Below are 16,900 nucleotides of genomic sequence, written 5' to 3' on the forward strand. Positions count from 1 at the left end.
ACATTCGCTGCCGTTGCCGGTCTTCTGCGTTGTTGCGAGGCTGCGTATATTACGTTTCCAGCCCCTTCGAGTCAAGCGTTGTTTTTCAACTTTTCGCTTTTTCTCTTTCTGCCGGAACCGCTTGTCAGCGTGTTGTTCCGTGTCAGTGGTGGCGCATTATAGACACTCGCTGAGATCACGCAAGTGTTTATTTGAAAAAAATGTTTGTTCGCGTTTTTTTTAGACAAAACATGTATATTTGAGCTTTTATTCGCCTGTTTTGTCATTAATATGCCCATAATGCGTCTTATATATCATTATCCCGCTTTGTTAATGCATCACGCCAAGGAATCAGAATGCAGTTTTCAGAACAACTCAATGCGTCACAAAAGAACCTGTCTTATCTTCTGGCTGAAAAACTGGGACAGCAGATTTTATCCGGCAAGTATCCGCCGGAGTCTATTCTGCCGGGAGAGATTGAGTTGGCGGAGCAGTTCGGGGTAAGCCGGACCGCTGTCCGTGAGGCAGTAAAAATGCTGGCGGCGAAAGGAATGGTTTTACCGCGCCCGCGCATCGGCACCCGGGTGATGCCGGTAATAAGCTGGAATTTTCTCGACCATGACTTTATTAAGTGGTGGCTGAGCAGCGGAGACCACCGGCAGGTACTGACGTATTTCCGCGAGCTGCGCGCCGCGATTGAACCCCAGGCCTGCGCACTGGCCGCCATGAATGCCGGAAAAGATCAGAAACAGTCACTTTCGTTTCTGTTAAAAGAGATGACCTTATTATCCGCCCATTTTGAGAGGGATAAATGGATAGCCGTTGATCACCGCTTCCACCACCTTATTTACCAGGCGTGCGGAAATCCCTTCTTTTCCTCTTTCGCTAATTTATTCGATTTTGTGTATCACAACTTTTTTGAATCCATCACCACTAATCAGGTTATTGAAATTGATCTCCACAAGGAGATTGTGGATGCCATTATCGACGGGAACGGAGAACGCGCCCGCCAGGCATGTCAGGTGTTGTTGAGTAAAGTGTGAATATGTAATAGTTACACTACTGACTATTCAGAGATAATGCATTAAGGGAAAACATGTTTAAAACAGCCCGGAATATGGCGGGCCTGCCGTGGATTGCCGCGATGGCGTTCTTTATGCAGGCGCTCGATGCCACCATTCTGAACACCGCACTGCCGGATATTGCCAAAAGCCTGAACCACTCCCCTCTGGCAATGCAGTCCGCTGTTATCAGTTACACCCTGACAGTGGCACTGCTGATCCCGGTCAGCGGCTGGCTGGCTGACCGCTTCGGCACCCGCCGGGTGTTTATTATCGCGGTGATTCTGTTTTCCCTCGGTTCTTTATTATGTGCCTTTTCACCCAATCTGCCATTCCTGGTGGTGTCACGGATTATTCAGGGGATAGGCGGGGCAATGATGATGCCGGTGGCCCGGCTGGCACTGCTGCGGGCTTATCCGCGCAGCGAACTGCTGCCGATTCTTAACTTTGTCACCATTCCGGGATTGGTCGGCCCGGTACTGGGGCCGCTGCTCGGCGGGATTCTGGTGACCTATGCCACCTGGCACTGGATTTTTATCATTAATATACCTATCGGGATTCTGGGGATTATTTACGCCATCCGCCATATGCCCGATTTCACCATGCCGAAACGCCGCTTTGATACGTTAGGTTTTGCCCTGCTTGGTGCCGGGCTGGTCTCTGTTTCTGTCAGTCTGGATCTGTTCGGGGATAATGCCCTGGCGGCGGCAACGCCGTTCCTGGTGATGGGCAGCGGTTTTGCACTGCTGACTTTCTATGCCCTGCACGCCCGCCGTATTCCTGCACCGATTATTCCGCTGAGTCTGTTCCGCACACGGACATTCAGTGTCGGGATAGCCGGTAACGTTGCCACGCGTCTGGGCACCGGCTGTATTCCGTTTCTGATGCCGCTGATGTTACAGGTTGGTTTTGGTTATCCCGCTGTGGTGGCAGGGATGATGATGGCACCGACGGCTATCGGCTCTATTCTGGCAAAATCAGCGGTCACGCAGATTCTGCGCCGCTACGGTTATCGTCTGACATTATTTGCGGTCACACTGGTGATCGGCGCAATCATTTCTTCTTTCTATTTCCAGTCGCCGGGAATGTCGATTTATCTGCTGGTCCTGCCGCTGTTTATTCTCGGCATGGCGATGTCGACCCAGTTCACCGCGATGAATACGATTACCCTCGCAGATCTGACCGAGCACAATGCCAGTTCCGGCAACAGTGTGCTGGCCGTGACCCAGCAGCTTTCCATCAGTTTCGGGATTGCGGTGAGTGCGTCTGTATTACGCTATTTTGAGTCTCAGGATTGGGGATCGATCGTTGATAATTTCCATGCGACCTTTGTGACGGTCGGGGTGATGACGATTCTGTCGGCGTTTGTGTTCCTGTTCCTGAGCCGGACTGACGGGCGGAATATGATTAAGAAGAAAACCCGCCCTTCAGACAGTCCAGCCTCACCTTAACGGCAGATAACAGAGCCCCGGTTTATCAGTGCCGGGGTCAGCACCAGTAAATCAGAAGGTGCGTCTGCGTCATCCATACGACGCAGCAGCTTATCCACCGCCAGTTTGCCCAGCTCGTCTTTCGGCTGGTGAATAGTGGTCAGCGGCGGCGTGAGAAATGCTGCCAGATCGATATCATCGTAACCGATAACCGCAATATCCTGCGGGATACGCAACCCTTTCTGCCAGATAGCCTGATAAGCACCGACCGCCATCGCATCGTTACCGGCAAATACCGCCTGCGGCGGTACAGGCAGGGAAAGCAGTTGATTCATGGCACTGAAACCTCCGCTGAATTCAAAATCACTTTCCAGCACATACTCCGGCGGCACATCCAGCCCGGCCTGTGCCATTGCACGGTAAAAACCGTCCAGACGGGACTTGGCCGGTGATTTATCCAGCGGACCGGCAATGCAGGCAATCCGGGTAAAACCGTTTTCGATCAGGTGACGGGTGGCAATTTCGCCGCCGAGGAAAGAGTTGTCCTGAATCACATCCCCGCCGAACGCAAACGGCGACCAGTCCATCATCACCATCGGCAGCCGGGGATAGCGGCTGAACACCTCCGCTGACGGGCCTTTTATCTCTGTACACATCAGCAGCAGACCATCCACCCGCTTTTGCAGCAGGGTTTCCAGGCTGCTGTTCATCCGTTTGTGATCCCCTTCGGTATTACAGAGGATCAGGCTGTAGCCGCGCTCATAGCAACTGCGTTCCACGCCGCGGACGACTTCCGCATAAAACGGGTTATTACTGGTAGTCACCAGCATCCCGATGGTGTTTGTGCGGTTCATTTTCAGGCTGCGCGCAAGTGCAGACGGTGCGTAGTTCAGCTCGGCAATGGCATCATTTACTTTCTTGCGCACGCCGTCACTGACAAAACGGTTATTATTGATGACATGGGAGACTGTCGAGGTAGATACCCCCGCCAGCCGCGCCACATCTTTCATCGTCGCCACAGTCTTAACCACGCTCCGCAAGGAAAGCGTCAATTTCACGGCGCCACGGCACCGATGGCTGTGCGCCCCGGCGGGTAACAGCAATCGCGGCGGCGGCATGGGCAAAACGCACCGCGTCATCTGCAGGTTTTCCTTCCAGCAGCGCCGTGACATACGCGCCGTTAAAGGTATCACCGGCTGCAATGGTATCCACTGCATTAACTTTAAAGCCCGGGATCCGGCGGCCTTCACCGTTGACGCTCAGCCAGACCCCCCGGCTGCCCAGGGTGATCAGAACCTGTTCAATCCCTTTATCGTGCAGTACCTGCGCCGCTTTGGCTGCGCCGGTTTCATCACTGACAGAAATACCGGTCAGCTTTTCCGCTTCGGTTTCATTCGGGGTGATAACGTCCACCAGCTTCAGCAGGCTGTCCGGTAATTCCCGCGCCGGGGCCGGATTGAGGATAACTTTCGTCTGATGATTTTTTGCAGCCTGTGCGGCGGCAATCACCGTTTCCAGCGGGGACTCCAGCTGCATCAGCAGGGCATCCGATTGTTCAACAAGCCCTTTATAAGGCGCAAAATGTGCCGGTGTCAGCGCGGCATTGGCACCGGCACTGATGCCGATGACGTTTTCACCGTCTTCATTCACAAAAATCATCGCCACGCCGGTGGCCGCTTCCGGTACCACGCTGACTGCAGCGGTGTGAATACGATCACGCTGCAACTGCGCCAGGATTTCCGCGCCGATGGCATCATCCCCCACACAGGCAATAAAGGTAATATCAGCACCGCTGCGTCCGCAGGCCACAGCCTGGTTCGCGCCTTTGCCGCCGAAGGCTGTCTGATATTGCTTACCGATCACCGTTTCGCCGGGTGCCGGGAACTGTGCAATATTCATAATATGATCGACATTAATACTGCCGAGAACGGTCAGACGGGATGTTGTCATTACCTTTATTTCCTTAATTACTGACAATACTCCCCGGCACAGTGTACCGGGGAGGCTGATATCGTTAGTCTTTTACAATCAGTTCTAACTCAACCGGAATGGTTTTGTCGATTTTTTCGCCTTTCAGGACTTTATCGGCTGTCTGAATACCAATGATACCGATCTGGTCAGGACGCTGTGCCACTGTTGCTCCCAGTTTGCCGCCTTTCACGGCTTTGATGCCGTCAGCTGTGCCGTCGAAGCCGACCACCAGCACATCATCACGGCCTGCAGTCTGCAATGCACGCTGCGCACCTAATGCCATTTCATCGTTCTGGGCAAATACCGCCTGAACAGCCGGATGTGCAGTCAGCAGGTTCTGCATAACATTCAGACCTTTGGTACGGTCGAAATCTGCCGGCTGGCTGGCCAGCACATTCATTTTATGCTCGGCAACCGCCTGTTTGAAACCTTCACCGCGCTCACGGGAAGCTGAAGTCCCGGTGATACCTTCCAGCTGGATAACTTTGGCATCCGCGCCGGTTTTACGGGCGATAAAATCACCGGCCAGTTTGCCGCCGAGGACGTTATCAGAGGCAACGTGGCTGACCACTTCACCTTTATTGGCAACACGGTCAAGGGTGATAACCGGGATATTGGCTTTGTTGGCCAGGATCACGGCGTTACCGACCGCATCAGAGTCTGTCGGGTTAATCAGCATCAGTTTGGTGCCTTTCACGGTCAGATCCTGCACGTTAGCCAATTCTTTCGCCGGGTTATCCATGGAGTCCAGAACCACCAGGTCGTAACCGAGTTTATCCGCTTCTTTCTGTGCACTGTCTTTCATGGTGACAAAGAACGGGTTGTTCAGTGTGGAAATCACCAGGGCAATGGACTCTTTTGCCAGTGCATTGGCGCTGATAGTGGCGCTCAGTGCAACAACGGAGAAAAGGGTCGCAATCTTTTTCAGTTTCATGTTTCTGTTCCTTGCAGGATTCGGGTAAGTGGATTATTTACTGCTTTTGTTATCAACGAGTACAGCCAGCAAAATCACAACCGCTTTAACAATCATCTGGTAGTTGGAGGAGATCCCCAGCAGATTCAGCGCGTTGTTCAGAAAACCTAAAATCAGCGCCCCGATCAGGGTGCCCATAATACGGCCTTTACCCCCGGCGAGACTGGTGCCGCCGAGTACCACCGCCGCAATCGCATCCAGCTCATAACCGTTACCGGCCATCGGCTGTGCGGACGATAAACGCGCCACTTCAATCACGCTGGCTAATGCCGCCAGCAGACCACAGAGGGCATAAACAATGATTTTGATTTTATCGACATTAATACCGGACAGGCGGGTGGCGGATTCATTACCGCCCAGCGCATAGATATAACGACCCAGACGGGTGTGGTGCAGCAGATACCAGGCTGCCGCGAAAACGACAATCATCAGCCAGACCGGTGCCGGAATGCCGAACAGACGGCCGATACCAAACCAGCTGAACACATCGGCGTTATCACTGAATCCGGTGCTGATCGGGCTGCCGTCGGTATACACACGGGTCACACCGCGCAGTAACAGCATCATCACTAATGTGGCGATAAAGGCCTGCACTTTCCCTTTCGCGACAATCACACCGGTCACACCACCGATAGCCGCCCCCAGCGCCAGCGCACCCGCGACAGCAACAATAGCGTTAACATCCGCGCCCACCATGGAGGCCGCCACCGCACCGGTCAGTGCCAGCAGTGAGCCGACAGACAGGTCAATCCCGGAGGTCAGGATCACCAGCGTCATCCCCACCGCCATAATGGCGTTCACAGAGGTCTGCTGGAGAATATTGAACAGGTTATTCAGGGTAAAAAAATTCGGGCTGATCATGGAGACAATCACAATCAGGATCAGCAGTGCTATCAGTGATTTCTGCTCAAGCAGCCATTCTTTGGAAAACCAGCGTTTTGACGCCGGGGTTGAATCTGTACGCATATCTTACTCCTGCCCTGCGCCATATTGTTTGCCGACTGCGGCGGCCATTAATGCTTCCTGAGTGACGTTTTCCGCGGCAAACTCCCCGCTTATCCGTCCTTCGTGCATGACCAGAATCCGGTCACTCATCCCCATCACTTCCGGCATTTCCGATGAAATAAGGATGATACTCAGGCCTTCCTGTTTAAATTTGTTGATAAGCTGATAAATCTCTTTCTTCGCTCCGACATCAACACCGCGTGTCGGTTCGTCGAGGATCAGGACTTTCGGCCGGGTCATCAGGCCGCGGGCGATCGCCACTTTCTGCTGATTACCACCGGATAAGAACCCGATTATCTGATCCATGCCCGGGGTTTTGATATTGAACAGCTGAATAAAATCACTGACAGTCAGATGCTCTTCTTTATGATTAAGGCGTCCGGTTTTGCTGCTGAAATACGGCAGCGCCGTCAGAGACATGTTCTCTTTTACTGACATCCCCAGCACCAGACCATCGCGTTTGCGGTCTTCGGATATATACACGATACCGTTATCCAGCCCGGCTTTCGGCGAGTTTATCTGACAGGCTTTGCCGTCCATTTCAACCGTTCCGCCGGTTTTTGCCATCGCGCCGTAAATGATTTTCATCAGTTCGGTACGCCCGGCGCCCATCAGCCCGGAAACACCGAGAATTTCATTCTCATGCAGCGTGAAACTGACATCATGCACATCGCGGCCGCACAGGTTTTTCACCACCAGCTTCTCTTTGCCGCGCGGCAGATTCAGACGCGGATACTGATCTTCCAGCTTGCGCCCGACCATCATTTCAATCAGCGTATCTTCTGTCAGGTCAGATACCTGTTTTTCACCGATAAACTGACCGTCGCGAAACACCGTCACGTCATCACAAATCTCAAAAATCTCTTTCAGACGGTGAGAAATATAGACAATCCCGCAGCCCTGCTCACGCAGTTCGCGGATCACACTGAAGAGGGATTCGGTTTCGGTGTCCGTCAGTGCGTCCGTCGGTTCATCCATAATGATGACTTTCGACTCAAAACTGAGCACCTTGGCGATTTCCACCATCTGCTGATCGCCGATAGACAGTTCCGCCACCAGCCGGTGACTGCTGTAAGAAAGATTCAGACGGGCCAGTAACTTATCTGCTTCGGCATACATCTTTTTCCAGTCGATATTGCCGAAACGGCCGGTGAATTCGCGGCCGAGGAAAATATTCTCTGCAATCGTCAGTTCCGGGATCAGGTTAAGTTCCTGATGGATAATCCCGATACCGGCTTCCTGAGACGATTTCGGCCCCGTAAACTGACGCTCCTGCCCCAGAAACAGAATCTGACCGGCATCTTTTTTGTAGATCCCGGTCAGCACTTTCATCATGGTGGATTTACCGGCGCCGTTCTCTCCGACCAGCGCCATCACTCTGCCGGGGTAGACTCGCAGGGCGGCACCGGATAAGGCTTTCACACCCGGGAAAGCTTTATCGATACCTTTGAGTTCAAGTAACGGTTCCATAGACACCTCAGAATGTCACGCCGGAAAATAGCATCACATTGGCAAACGGAGTGCACTCACCGGTCCGGATCACGGCACGGCTGTTTTGTGTCTGTAACTTGAAAGAGGCATGAGTCACATACTGAATCTGAATCACATTCCCCTGCTGTAATTCCAGGGCTTTCAGATGTGCCACAATCGCATCATGCAGCTCACAGTTATGCGTCTGGATATCTTCCGCCATCAGTGCAGCTTCCACCTGCATCTCCTGCGTGATGACCTTAAACACTGACATAAAATCAGGCACTCCCTGTGTCAATGCCAGATCAATACGTGGTGTGGCGGGCGGGATCGGCAGCCCGGCATCAGCAACAGTAATATGGTCGGTATGACCCAGACGCGCGATAACCGCGGAGACATCACCGTTCAGTAAAGCCCCTTTCTTCATAAAATCCTCCTGAGCGAAACGTTTCGCTTTTAAACCATGGTAGGAAAAATACGGGAAAACTCAATGTTCATCCATAAAAAATGTGATGGTGATCGAAACGTTTCGCTTAAGAATGTGTTAACTGAAAAAGCTAACTGATTGAATGAGTTATAGCTGAATGGATTCAATATAAAACAGCTGTTTTTTTTCCGTTATTTACGCAAAAAACAGAAGAAACGTGATTTCACGCAGTAAACACGGTAGCTTTTTTAGTTTATAAACGCAGAAACTGCATCAGTAAATTCACGGGAGTCCCATGCAACGTTCTGAACGTATCGCCCGGCTGAGCCGACATCTGGAATCCGGGCTGTATGAACGACAGCACGCCATCCGGCTCTGCTTACTGGCCACCCTCAGCGGGGAAAGTGTTTTTCTGCTCGGCCCGCCGGGAATTGCCAAAAGTATGATCGCACGGCGCATGAAACTGATTTTCAGTGACGCCCGTGCCTTTGAGTATCTGATGACCCGCTTCTCCACCCCGGAGGAGATCTTCGGTCCGCTCTCCATTGCGGCACTGAAAGATGAAGGTAAATACCAGCGCATCACGCAGGGATATCTGCCGGATGCGGAAATCGTGTTTCTCGACGAAATCTGGAAAGCGGGTCCCGCTATCCTCAACACCCTGCTGACCGCGATTAACGAACGCAAATACCGTAACGGCGACAGCGAAAGCCCTATTCCGATGCGGCTGCTGGTGGCCGCGTCCAACGAACTGCCGGACGACGACAGCAGCCTGGAAGCACTCTATGACCGGATGCTTATCCGCTTATGGCTGGATAAATTACAGGAAAAACAGAGCTTCCGCGCCATGCTTATCAGCACACCGGGGGAATCGGATGAACAGATCCCCGCGCATCTGCAGGTAACCGATGAGGAATATCATCAGTGGCAGGAAGAAATTGACCGTGTTGTGCTGACCGATCAGATATTTGAACTGATTTATCAGCTGCGTCAGCAGATTGAGCGGCTGGATAACGCACCGTATATCTCAGACCGGCGCTGGAAAAAGGCACTGCGGCTGTTACAGGCCAGTGCGTTTTTCAACGACCACAGCAGTATCACACCTCTTGACCTGATTTTGCTGAAAGATTGCCTGTGGCATGATTCCGCCTCACTGAAATCCGTTCCGCTACTGCTGACACAACTGATGTGTGAGCAGGCCTATCAACAACGCAGCCTGCTGCTGAAACTGGAAAAATACTATCAGGAATGGATCCTGGAAACGCAGACTCAGCAACAGAGGGATGCCTTCAGTGTGATCCGCAGCAGTGCCCGTTTCGGGCGCAAAGTCAGTTACGCTCTGCCGGATACACTGCCACCCGGCCCGGTCATCCTCTTTTTACATAACCCGCTGACATTACATGATATGACAGTCACTCACGTGACTATTGAGCGCAGTGCTTTTGATACTTTCTTTGATAAAGGAGAGCACATTGCGGCAAAACTCAACGGCATCGGCTTTACCCAGTCTGTATCTGCCGCCGTGAATGATAACGGCCTTCTGGAACTGCGTGATGTCAGTCTGCGCAGCAGTACCCTGTTCCCTGCGGGTACCGAAAGCCGGATGACAGAGGCGCAGAAGCAAATCTGGCTGGATAAGCTTTCGGTGATACGCCAGACACTGGTACAGCAGCGCCAGCTGTTTGCGCAGCATCAGCCGGCCCTGTTTGTCAGTGATGACTGGATTGCGCAGATAGAGGAAAGCTTTCTGCCGGTGGCAGAGCGCCTCGATAAACTGGCTCAGCAAATGAGCAGCACCCCGTGTTAAGTCTTTCGGCACTGGATCTGGCGCTGGCAGTTAATGAAGGGGAACTCATTGAGGAGATCCTGCTGACACTGCTGGCCGCTCCGCAGCTGGCCTGGTTTTTTGAAAAGCACCCGCGGTTACGCCGTGCGGTGCTGACCGATATGCCGTCATGGCGGAAATCGCTGGAAGAACGGGTGAAAGAGGCGCTGGTACCAGCGGCACTGGCAGATGAATTCCGTCTTTACCAGAAAAGTACCGCCGCAGACCGGACAGAATTTTACCGCCTGCTGCCGGAAATCCTCAAAGCGCTGGAGGACATAAACTCGCCGTTCTCGCCGGAAGCACACCGCCTGCACAGAGATGAGCAGGAAACCACCTCCCATCAGATATTATTCAATCAGCGCTGGCGTCTCAGCCTGATTTTACAGGTCACCACCTACCACAAAGAGATCCTGGAGCAGGAAAAAGAACAGCTTCTTGCCGAACTTCAGCAGCATCTGGCGCTGAGCGGCAATCTTGATCCGCTGATCAGTGAAAATGAGCAGGCTTCCGGTAAATTATGGGATCTGGCCAAAGGATCACTGAAATCCCCCGGACCGACGGACGATCTCCTGCTGCGTTACAGCGAGTTTTTAAAATCCCAGCCGGAACTGGAAAAACTGACCTCACTGCTGGGGCGAAGTCAGACAGCAAAATCCGTTCCTCAGGACAGTGCGGTGACAGAGCCGGTCACCATTACCGAACTGGTGCCGGATCAGACCCCGGAAGAGGTCAGCGGGGTAGGGCTGAGTGATGATGTGCTGCGTCTTCTGCCCGCCGAGCTGGCATTACTCGGTATCAGCGGTCTGGAGCTGGAGTTTTACCGGAAGCTAGCCGAGAAGCAGTTATACACCTACCGGTTACAGGGCGATCACTGGCAGGAACGGCAGGTGATGAGACCGGTCGTTCATCATAAAGATGAAAAACAGCCGCGCGGCCCCTTCATTATTTGCATCGATACTTCCGGCTCTATGGGCGGTTTTAATGAACGCTGCGCCAAAGCGTTTTGTCTCGCACTGGTCAAAATAGCCATGGCCGATAACCGGCAGTGCCATGTCATGCTCTTTTCCACTGAACAGGTGCATTATGATTTTCTCGGTCCGGACGGCATAGAACAGATGACCCGCTTTCTGCTTCAGAGTTTTAAAGGCGGAACAGACCTGGCGTCCTGTCTGACAGAAGCGGCAAAACGGCTGGAAACGCCGCAGTGGCGTGATGCGGATGTGGTGGTGATGTCTGACTTTATTGCCCAGCGGCTGCCGGATGACGTGGTGAAGCAGGTAAAACGTTCGCAGCAGCAGGGAAAACACCGCTTCCATGCGGTAGCCCTGTCCCATTACGGAAAGCCCGGTATCATGCGGATTTTTGATCACATCTGGCGTTTTGATACCGGCTTAAAAAATCGTCTGCTGCGCCGTTTCAGGCGGTGAGCCTCCGGGCTCACCGTACGGCAGAGAATTACAGCATATCAGTGATAGTTTCTCGCACTTCCGGTGCCCACACACTGCATTGTACCTGGCCGATATGGCTGCGCTGGAGCAGTAACATCACCAGACGTGACTGGCCGATCCCGCCGCCGATAGTCTGCGGCATTTCACCGGCTGCCAGCGATTTATGCCAGTCCAGCTCCATCCGCACCTGCTGACCGGTCAGATCCAACTGACGCGCCAGGGTAACCGGATCGACACGTATCCCCATTGAGGATAACTCGAACGCATCCTGTAAAACCGGGTTCCACACGAGGATATCCCCGTTCAGCCCTTTGTAACCGTCACTGTTCTCAGTGGTCCAGTCATCGTAATCCGGTGCGCGGACATCATGGGACTCACCATGAGATAATTTACCGCCGATGCCGATTAAGAAGACGGCACCCAGTTCTTTCGCGATGGCGCGCTCACGGCCTTTGGCATCCAGGTCCGGGTAGCGTGCAAGCAGTTCTTCAGAGTGAATAAAATGAATTTGGTCCGGCAGGAACGGTGTCAGACCAAATTCCTTACTTACTGCAAGTTCTGTTTCTTTTATTGTCTGATATATTTTACTCACTGTCTGCTTCAGATAAGGCAGCGTACGCTCCTCATCTGCCATCACTTTTTCCCAGTCCCACTGATCAACATAGACAGAATGGATTGGGGTTAAGCGATCCTCATCAGGACGCAACGCTTTCATGTCGGTGTACAGACCCTGACCCGGCTGAAAATCAAAACGCCCTAAGGTTTTGCGTTTCCATTTAGCCAGTGAATGCACGACTTCAAAGGTTGAGCCCGGCAATGATTTAACTTTCACCTGAACCGCTTTCTCGCTGCCGGATAAATTATCCTGAGTACCATCACCCACGCGGCTTAAGATTGGCCCCTGGACTTCAATAAGGCCCAGTTGTTTTTCCAGCAGACGTGAGAAGTAAGACTTCACGAAGCTGATTTGCTGCTGCTGTCGGATGAATGATTTTTCCATGATAATAATCCTTGATATGCGGAACATGTATTGCCTGTGAAAGAGATTAAGCAACAGAATGGGGTATAAATTCAATATCCTTTAGCAAAAATACCCTTTGCTATTTATAAAATTCATTTTTATGATGATAAAAATGAATTTTCGTTAATTTAAGGGACATAAAATGGCCGAAATTTATCAGATCGACAATCTGGACCGTGACATACTTCACGCTTTAATGGCGAATGCCCGCACACCTTACGCGGAATTAGCGAAAAAATTTGCCGTCAGTCCCGGAACGATCCATGTCCGGGTCGAGAAAATGAAGCAGGCAGGTATCATCACCGGCACCCGGGTGGATATCAGTGAAAAACAGCTGGGATTTGATGTGACCTGCTTTATCGGCATCATCCTGAAAAGTGCCAAAGATTACCCGGCCGCCCTCAAGAAACTCGATAAGCTGGATGAAGTGGTGGAAGTCTATTACACCACCGGGCAGTACAGCATCTTTATAAAGGTGATGTGCAAAACGATAGAATCTCTGCAGGACGTACTTATCAACAAGATCCAGAGTATTGATGAGATACAGTCCACTGAAACCCTGATCTCCTTACAGAACCCGATCATACGGACGATCCGCCCGTAAGAAAAAATTCTTATAACCACATTATCCACAGGTAGATCCCAGCTGTTTCACAGCGTACAATAGCGGCTCTTTACAGCAGGGGATCACCATGACCACAGTTACTCTCATTACCGGCAGTACCATGGGCAGCGCAGAATATGTTGCCGAGCATGTTGCCGAAATCCTGGAAAACGCCGGTTTTACCACGGATGTGCAGCACGGGCCGGAAGCGGACGATGTACCGCAGCAGGACAGTATCTGGTTAATTGTCACCTCCACTCACGGTGCCGGTGATCTCCCCGAAAATATACAGCCGTTTGCTGATACCCTGCGTGAGCAGCAGCCTGATCTCAGTTCCGTCCGTTACGGGGCCATCGGGATCGGCAGCAGTGAATATGACACCTTCTGTGGTGCCGTCCGTACACTGGATGCCCTGCTCACCTCTCTGGGTGCCAGAAAAATCGGTCAGTCACTCGAAATTGATATTCAGAAACACGACATTCCTGAAGATCCGGCTGAGATCTGGATCGAAGAATGGAAAAATTTACTCTGATTTGCTGATAAAAACAGCGATCAACTGTGGATAACTCAGGGATCAACTTGCGATCAACCCGTAGTTATTCACTGTATAAGATCACTCTCCGTCAGGCCCTGTGAATAAGTACCCTTTTTGATCCCAGCTTATACTGTACAGGATCAACGGTACTTCACAGGAAATGATCCTTTACAGTTTTATGATCTTTATGGGGATTTTACACTTATCCACAGAGGATCGCGATCCTAATAAAAGATCTAATAAAGAGATCTTTAAATAAAAAGATCTTTATATAATTACCTGCGTCTTTACCGCTCATGGTCAGACGGCAAGAGTTGAGTTATATTCTCTCCCCCGATGCGCTACTGCATTTTGTAATGAAGGTTTAACATGTTTTATCCGGATCATTTTGACGTCATTGTTATCGGCGGTGGCCACGCCGGTACTGAAGCTGCAATGGCAGCGGCACGTATGGGCCGTCAAACACTTTTACTGACTCACAATATCGACACTCTGGGTCAGATGTCCTGCAACCCTGCTATCGGTGGGATCGGTAAGGGACATCTGGTTAAAGAGATCGATGCACTCGGCGGGCTGATGGCACATGCCACTGACCGTGCCGGTATTCAGTTCAGAACCCTGAACGCCAGCAAAGGACCGGCAGTTCATGCCACCCGTGCTCAGGCTGACCGTGTGCTTTACCGTCTGGCAGTGCGCACCGCACTGGAAAACCAGCCTAACCTGATGATTTTCCAGCAGCCGGTTGAAGATCTTATCGTTGAAAACGATACCGTTACCGGTGCAGTGACCCGGATGGGACTGAAATTCAGAGCCAAATCGGTTGTACTGACAGTCGGGACATTCCTGGACGGCAAAATTCACATCGGACTGGAAAACTACAGCGGCGGCCGTGCCGGTGATCCGCCGTCAGTCTCTCTGTCACACCGCCTGCGGGAACTGCCGCTGCGTGTCGGTCGCCTGAAAACAGGGACACCACCGCGTATTGACGCCCGGACCATCGACTTTGCTCAGCTGACACCACAATTCGGTGACAACCCGATGCCGGTATTCTCCTTCATGGGCAGTGCGGATGAGCATCCTGAACAGATGCCGTGCCATATCACGTACACCAATGAAAAAACCCATGAGGTGATCCGCAATAACCTCGATCGCAGCCCGATGTACGCCGGTGTGATCGAAGGGATCGGACCGCGTTACTGCCCGTCCATTGAAGACAAAGTGATGCGTTTTGCGGATCGTAACCAGCATCAGATTTTCCTGGAGCCGGAAGGGCTGACCAGCAATGAAATTTACCCGAACGGTATCTCCACCAGCTTACCGTTTGATGTGCAGATGCAGATTGTTCACTCGATGAAAGGCATGGAAAACGCGCGTATTGTGCGTCCGGGATATGCTATCGAGTATGATTTCTTTGACCCGCGCGACCTGAAACAGACCCTGGAAAGCAAATACCTGCACGGCCTGTTCTTTGCCGGACAAATCAACGGCACCACCGGTTACGAAGAAGCGGCTGCCCAGGGGCTGCTGGCCGGTCTGAACGCCGCCCGCTATTCTGCCGATCAGGAAGGCTGGTTCCCGCGCCGTGACCAGGCGTATATCGGCGTGCTGGTGGACGACCTGTGCACACTCGGCACCAAAGAGCCGTACCGGATGTTTACCTCACGGGCGGAATACCGTCTGATGTTGCGTGAAGACAACGCAGATGCCCGTCTGACGGAAAAAGGCCGTGAACTGGGGCTGGTGGATGACGCACGCTGGGCACACTTCAGTGAAAAAATGGAACTGATCGAGAAAGAGCGTCAGCGCCTGAGAGATATCCGTGTCCATCCGCAGTCCGAAAGCGTGAAAGAGATCAACGCGATCCTGAACACGCCTCTCTCCAAAGAAGCGACCGGAGAAGATCTTCTGCGCCGTCCGGAGATGGACTACAACCGCCTGATGACCCTGAGTGATTTCGCACCGGGGGTTGATTCACCGGCAGCGGCACAGCAAGTGGAAATCCAGGTGAAATACGAAGGGTATATCTCCCGCCAGCAGGATGAAATTCAGCGTCAGCTGCGTAATGAGAACGCCACACTGCCTGTTGATCTCGATTACAAACAGGTGAGCGGGCTTTCCAATGAAGTGGTGGCCAAACTCAACGACCACAAACCGACCTCGATCGGTCAGGCATCGCGGATCTCCGGTATCACACCGGCTGCTATCTCTATCCTGCTGGTCTGGCTGAAAAAGCAGGGCCTTCTGCGGCGGAGTGCGTAACGGATGAGTGATTTACAGCAACAACTTTCCGCGCTGCTGCGCAGTGCGGATATCCGGCTGACCGATCAGCAGAAACAGCAGCTGACCGGCTATGTGGAGATGCTTCACAAATGGAACAAAGCCTATAACCTGACCTCTGTCCGTCAGCCGGAACAGATGCTGGTACGCCATATCATGGACAGTATCGTGGTGGAACCTCACCTGACCGGCAGCCGGTTTATTGATGTCGGCACCGGTCCCGGGCTTCCCGGTGTGCCGCTGGCGATTGTCCGTCCTGAGTCTCACTTTGTTCTGCTCGACAGCCTGGGTAAGCGTGTACGCTTCCTGAAACAGGTACAGCATGAACTGGGGCTGACCAACATCGAACCGGTTCAGAGCCGCGTGGAAGAGTATCAGGGCGAACCATTTGACGGAGTTATCAGTCGTGCATTTGCATCACTGGATGATATGCTCAGCTGGTGTCATCACCTGCCTGTACCGGAAACCGGGCGCTTTTTTGCACTGAAAGGCAGTGTGCCGGAAGAGGAATTAACCCGGTTACCGGAGGGGATTTCTCTCGTCAGTGTTGAAAAACTGGTCGTGCCGCAACTTGATGAGCAGCGCCATCTGGTGATTCTTAAAGCAAATTGAGTTTGCTGTACGTCAAAAAACAGAAATATTTTTAAGGGGACGGAGTCAGCGCATTTTCTGCACCGTCCCTTTGTTTTGCCGGAGACGAAAATAAAATGCGTAACGGGGCCGTTACAAAGTGACAACGGCAGATTGGTTACTTTCCGGTAAGTTTATCTGCGAAAAATTTCATGCCGGATCGTTTTTACTGATAACGCATTATTTCAAAATTATTTATTTTATTTAAAATTAACCTGTAAATATCAGTTAAATGTTTATT

General features: G+C 52.1%; 15 protein-coding genes. 8 read left to right on the top strand and 7 right to left on the bottom strand.

Annotation, left to right across the window (positions count from 1 at the left end; all coding sequences use genetic code 11):
* Window positions 1-335 precede the first annotated feature (335 nt).
* On the top strand, window positions 336-1,022 hold the full coding sequence (locus AB7038_RS11235; protein WP_036413354.1) for a FadR/GntR family transcriptional regulator: 687 nt from the start codon (window positions 336-338) through the stop codon (window positions 1,020-1,022).
* Between the two features lie 53 nt (window positions 1,023-1,075).
* Window positions 1,076-2,491: a multidrug transporter subunit MdtD gene (mdtD, locus tag AB7038_RS11240; protein ID WP_369453330.1), complete on the top strand. Its 1,416-nt coding sequence runs from the start codon at window positions 1,076-1,078 to the stop codon at window positions 2,489-2,491.
* Here mdtD and rbsR read toward each other — a convergent pair.
* The 6 genes from rbsR to rbsD form a co-directional block, all read right to left on the bottom strand.
* A complete protein-coding gene (rbsR, locus tag AB7038_RS11245; protein ID WP_368899154.1) occupies window positions 2,488-3,489 on the bottom strand; it encodes a ribose operon transcriptional repressor RbsR in 1,002 nt (333 codons plus the stop codon). The two genes, mdtD and rbsR, sit on opposite strands and share 4 nt — an antisense overlap.
* A 4-nt stretch (window positions 3,490-3,493) precedes the next feature.
* Complete coding sequence (gene rbsK / locus AB7038_RS11250; protein WP_369453331.1) at window positions 3,494-4,420, bottom strand: ribokinase; 927 nt, start codon at window positions 4,418-4,420, stop codon at window positions 3,494-3,496.
* A 64-nt stretch (window positions 4,421-4,484) separates the two neighbouring features.
* Window positions 4,485-5,375, bottom strand: a complete 891-nt coding sequence (gene rbsB, locus AB7038_RS11255) for a ribose ABC transporter substrate-binding protein RbsB (RefSeq protein ID WP_354621757.1) — start codon at window positions 5,373-5,375, stop codon at window positions 4,485-4,487.
* Between the two features lie 33 nt (window positions 5,376-5,408).
* Complete coding sequence (gene rbsC, locus AB7038_RS11260) at window positions 5,409-6,380, bottom strand: ribose ABC transporter permease (RefSeq protein WP_004236751.1); 972 nt, start codon at window positions 6,378-6,380, stop codon at window positions 5,409-5,411.
* Window positions 6,381-6,383: 3 nt separating this feature from the next.
* Window positions 6,384-7,889 (bottom strand): ribose ABC transporter ATP-binding protein RbsA, encoded by a 1,506-nt coding sequence (gene rbsA / locus AB7038_RS11265; protein ID WP_368889604.1) that lies wholly within the window; start codon window positions 7,887-7,889, stop codon window positions 6,384-6,386.
* Window positions 7,890-7,896: 7 nt separating this feature from the next.
* On the bottom strand, window positions 7,897-8,316 hold the full coding sequence (gene rbsD, locus AB7038_RS11270) for a D-ribose pyranase (RefSeq protein ID WP_368889603.1): 420 nt from the start codon (window positions 8,314-8,316) through the stop codon (window positions 7,897-7,899).
* Window positions 8,317-8,611: 295 nt separating this feature from the next.
* Here rbsD and ravA point away from each other — a divergent pair, with 295 nt between their 5' ends.
* Window positions 8,612-10,123, top strand: a complete 1,512-nt coding sequence (ravA, locus tag AB7038_RS11275) for an ATPase RavA (RefSeq protein WP_368889602.1) — start codon at window positions 8,612-8,614, stop codon at window positions 10,121-10,123.
* The gene (viaA, locus tag AB7038_RS11280) at window positions 10,117-11,571 is read left to right on the top strand and encodes an ATPase RavA stimulator ViaA (RefSeq protein ID WP_369453332.1); all 1,455 of its coding nucleotides are present in this window, start codon (window positions 10,117-10,119) and stop codon (window positions 11,569-11,571) included. Before ravA ends, viaA begins: the two co-directional genes overlap by 7 nt.
* 28 nt (window positions 11,572-11,599) lie before the next feature.
* Here viaA and asnA read toward each other — a convergent pair whose 3' ends face one another.
* Window positions 11,600-12,592, bottom strand: a complete 993-nt coding sequence (gene asnA / locus AB7038_RS11285; protein WP_004240217.1) for an aspartate--ammonia ligase — start codon at window positions 12,590-12,592, stop codon at window positions 11,600-11,602.
* 163 nt (window positions 12,593-12,755) lie between these two features.
* On the opposite strand from asnA, the gene asnC reads away from it, so the two are divergent.
* From asnC to rsmG, 4 genes are all read left to right on the top strand, one after another.
* On the top strand, window positions 12,756-13,217 hold the full coding sequence (asnC, locus tag AB7038_RS11290; RefSeq protein WP_004240216.1) for a transcriptional regulator AsnC: 462 nt from the start codon (window positions 12,756-12,758) through the stop codon (window positions 13,215-13,217).
* Window positions 13,218-13,305: 88 nt separating this feature from the next.
* Entirely contained in the window at window positions 13,306-13,749 is a 444-nt protein-coding gene (gene mioC, locus AB7038_RS11295) for an FMN-binding protein MioC (protein WP_368889600.1), read from the top strand.
* Window positions 13,750-14,121: 372 nt separating this feature from the next.
* A complete protein-coding gene (gene mnmG / locus AB7038_RS11300) occupies window positions 14,122-16,011 on the top strand; it encodes a tRNA uridine-5-carboxymethylaminomethyl(34) synthesis enzyme MnmG (protein WP_123569571.1) in 1,890 nt (629 codons plus the stop codon).
* Between the two features lie 3 nt (window positions 16,012-16,014).
* Entirely contained in the window at window positions 16,015-16,641 is a 627-nt protein-coding gene (rsmG, locus tag AB7038_RS11305) for a 16S rRNA (guanine(527)-N(7))-methyltransferase RsmG (RefSeq protein ID WP_368889599.1), read from the top strand.
* Window positions 16,642-16,900: the final 259 nt, after the last annotated feature.

The organism is Morganella morganii, assembly GCF_041099235.1.
Taxonomy (GTDB): Bacteria; Pseudomonadota; Gammaproteobacteria; order Enterobacterales; family Enterobacteriaceae; genus Morganella; species Morganella morganii_E.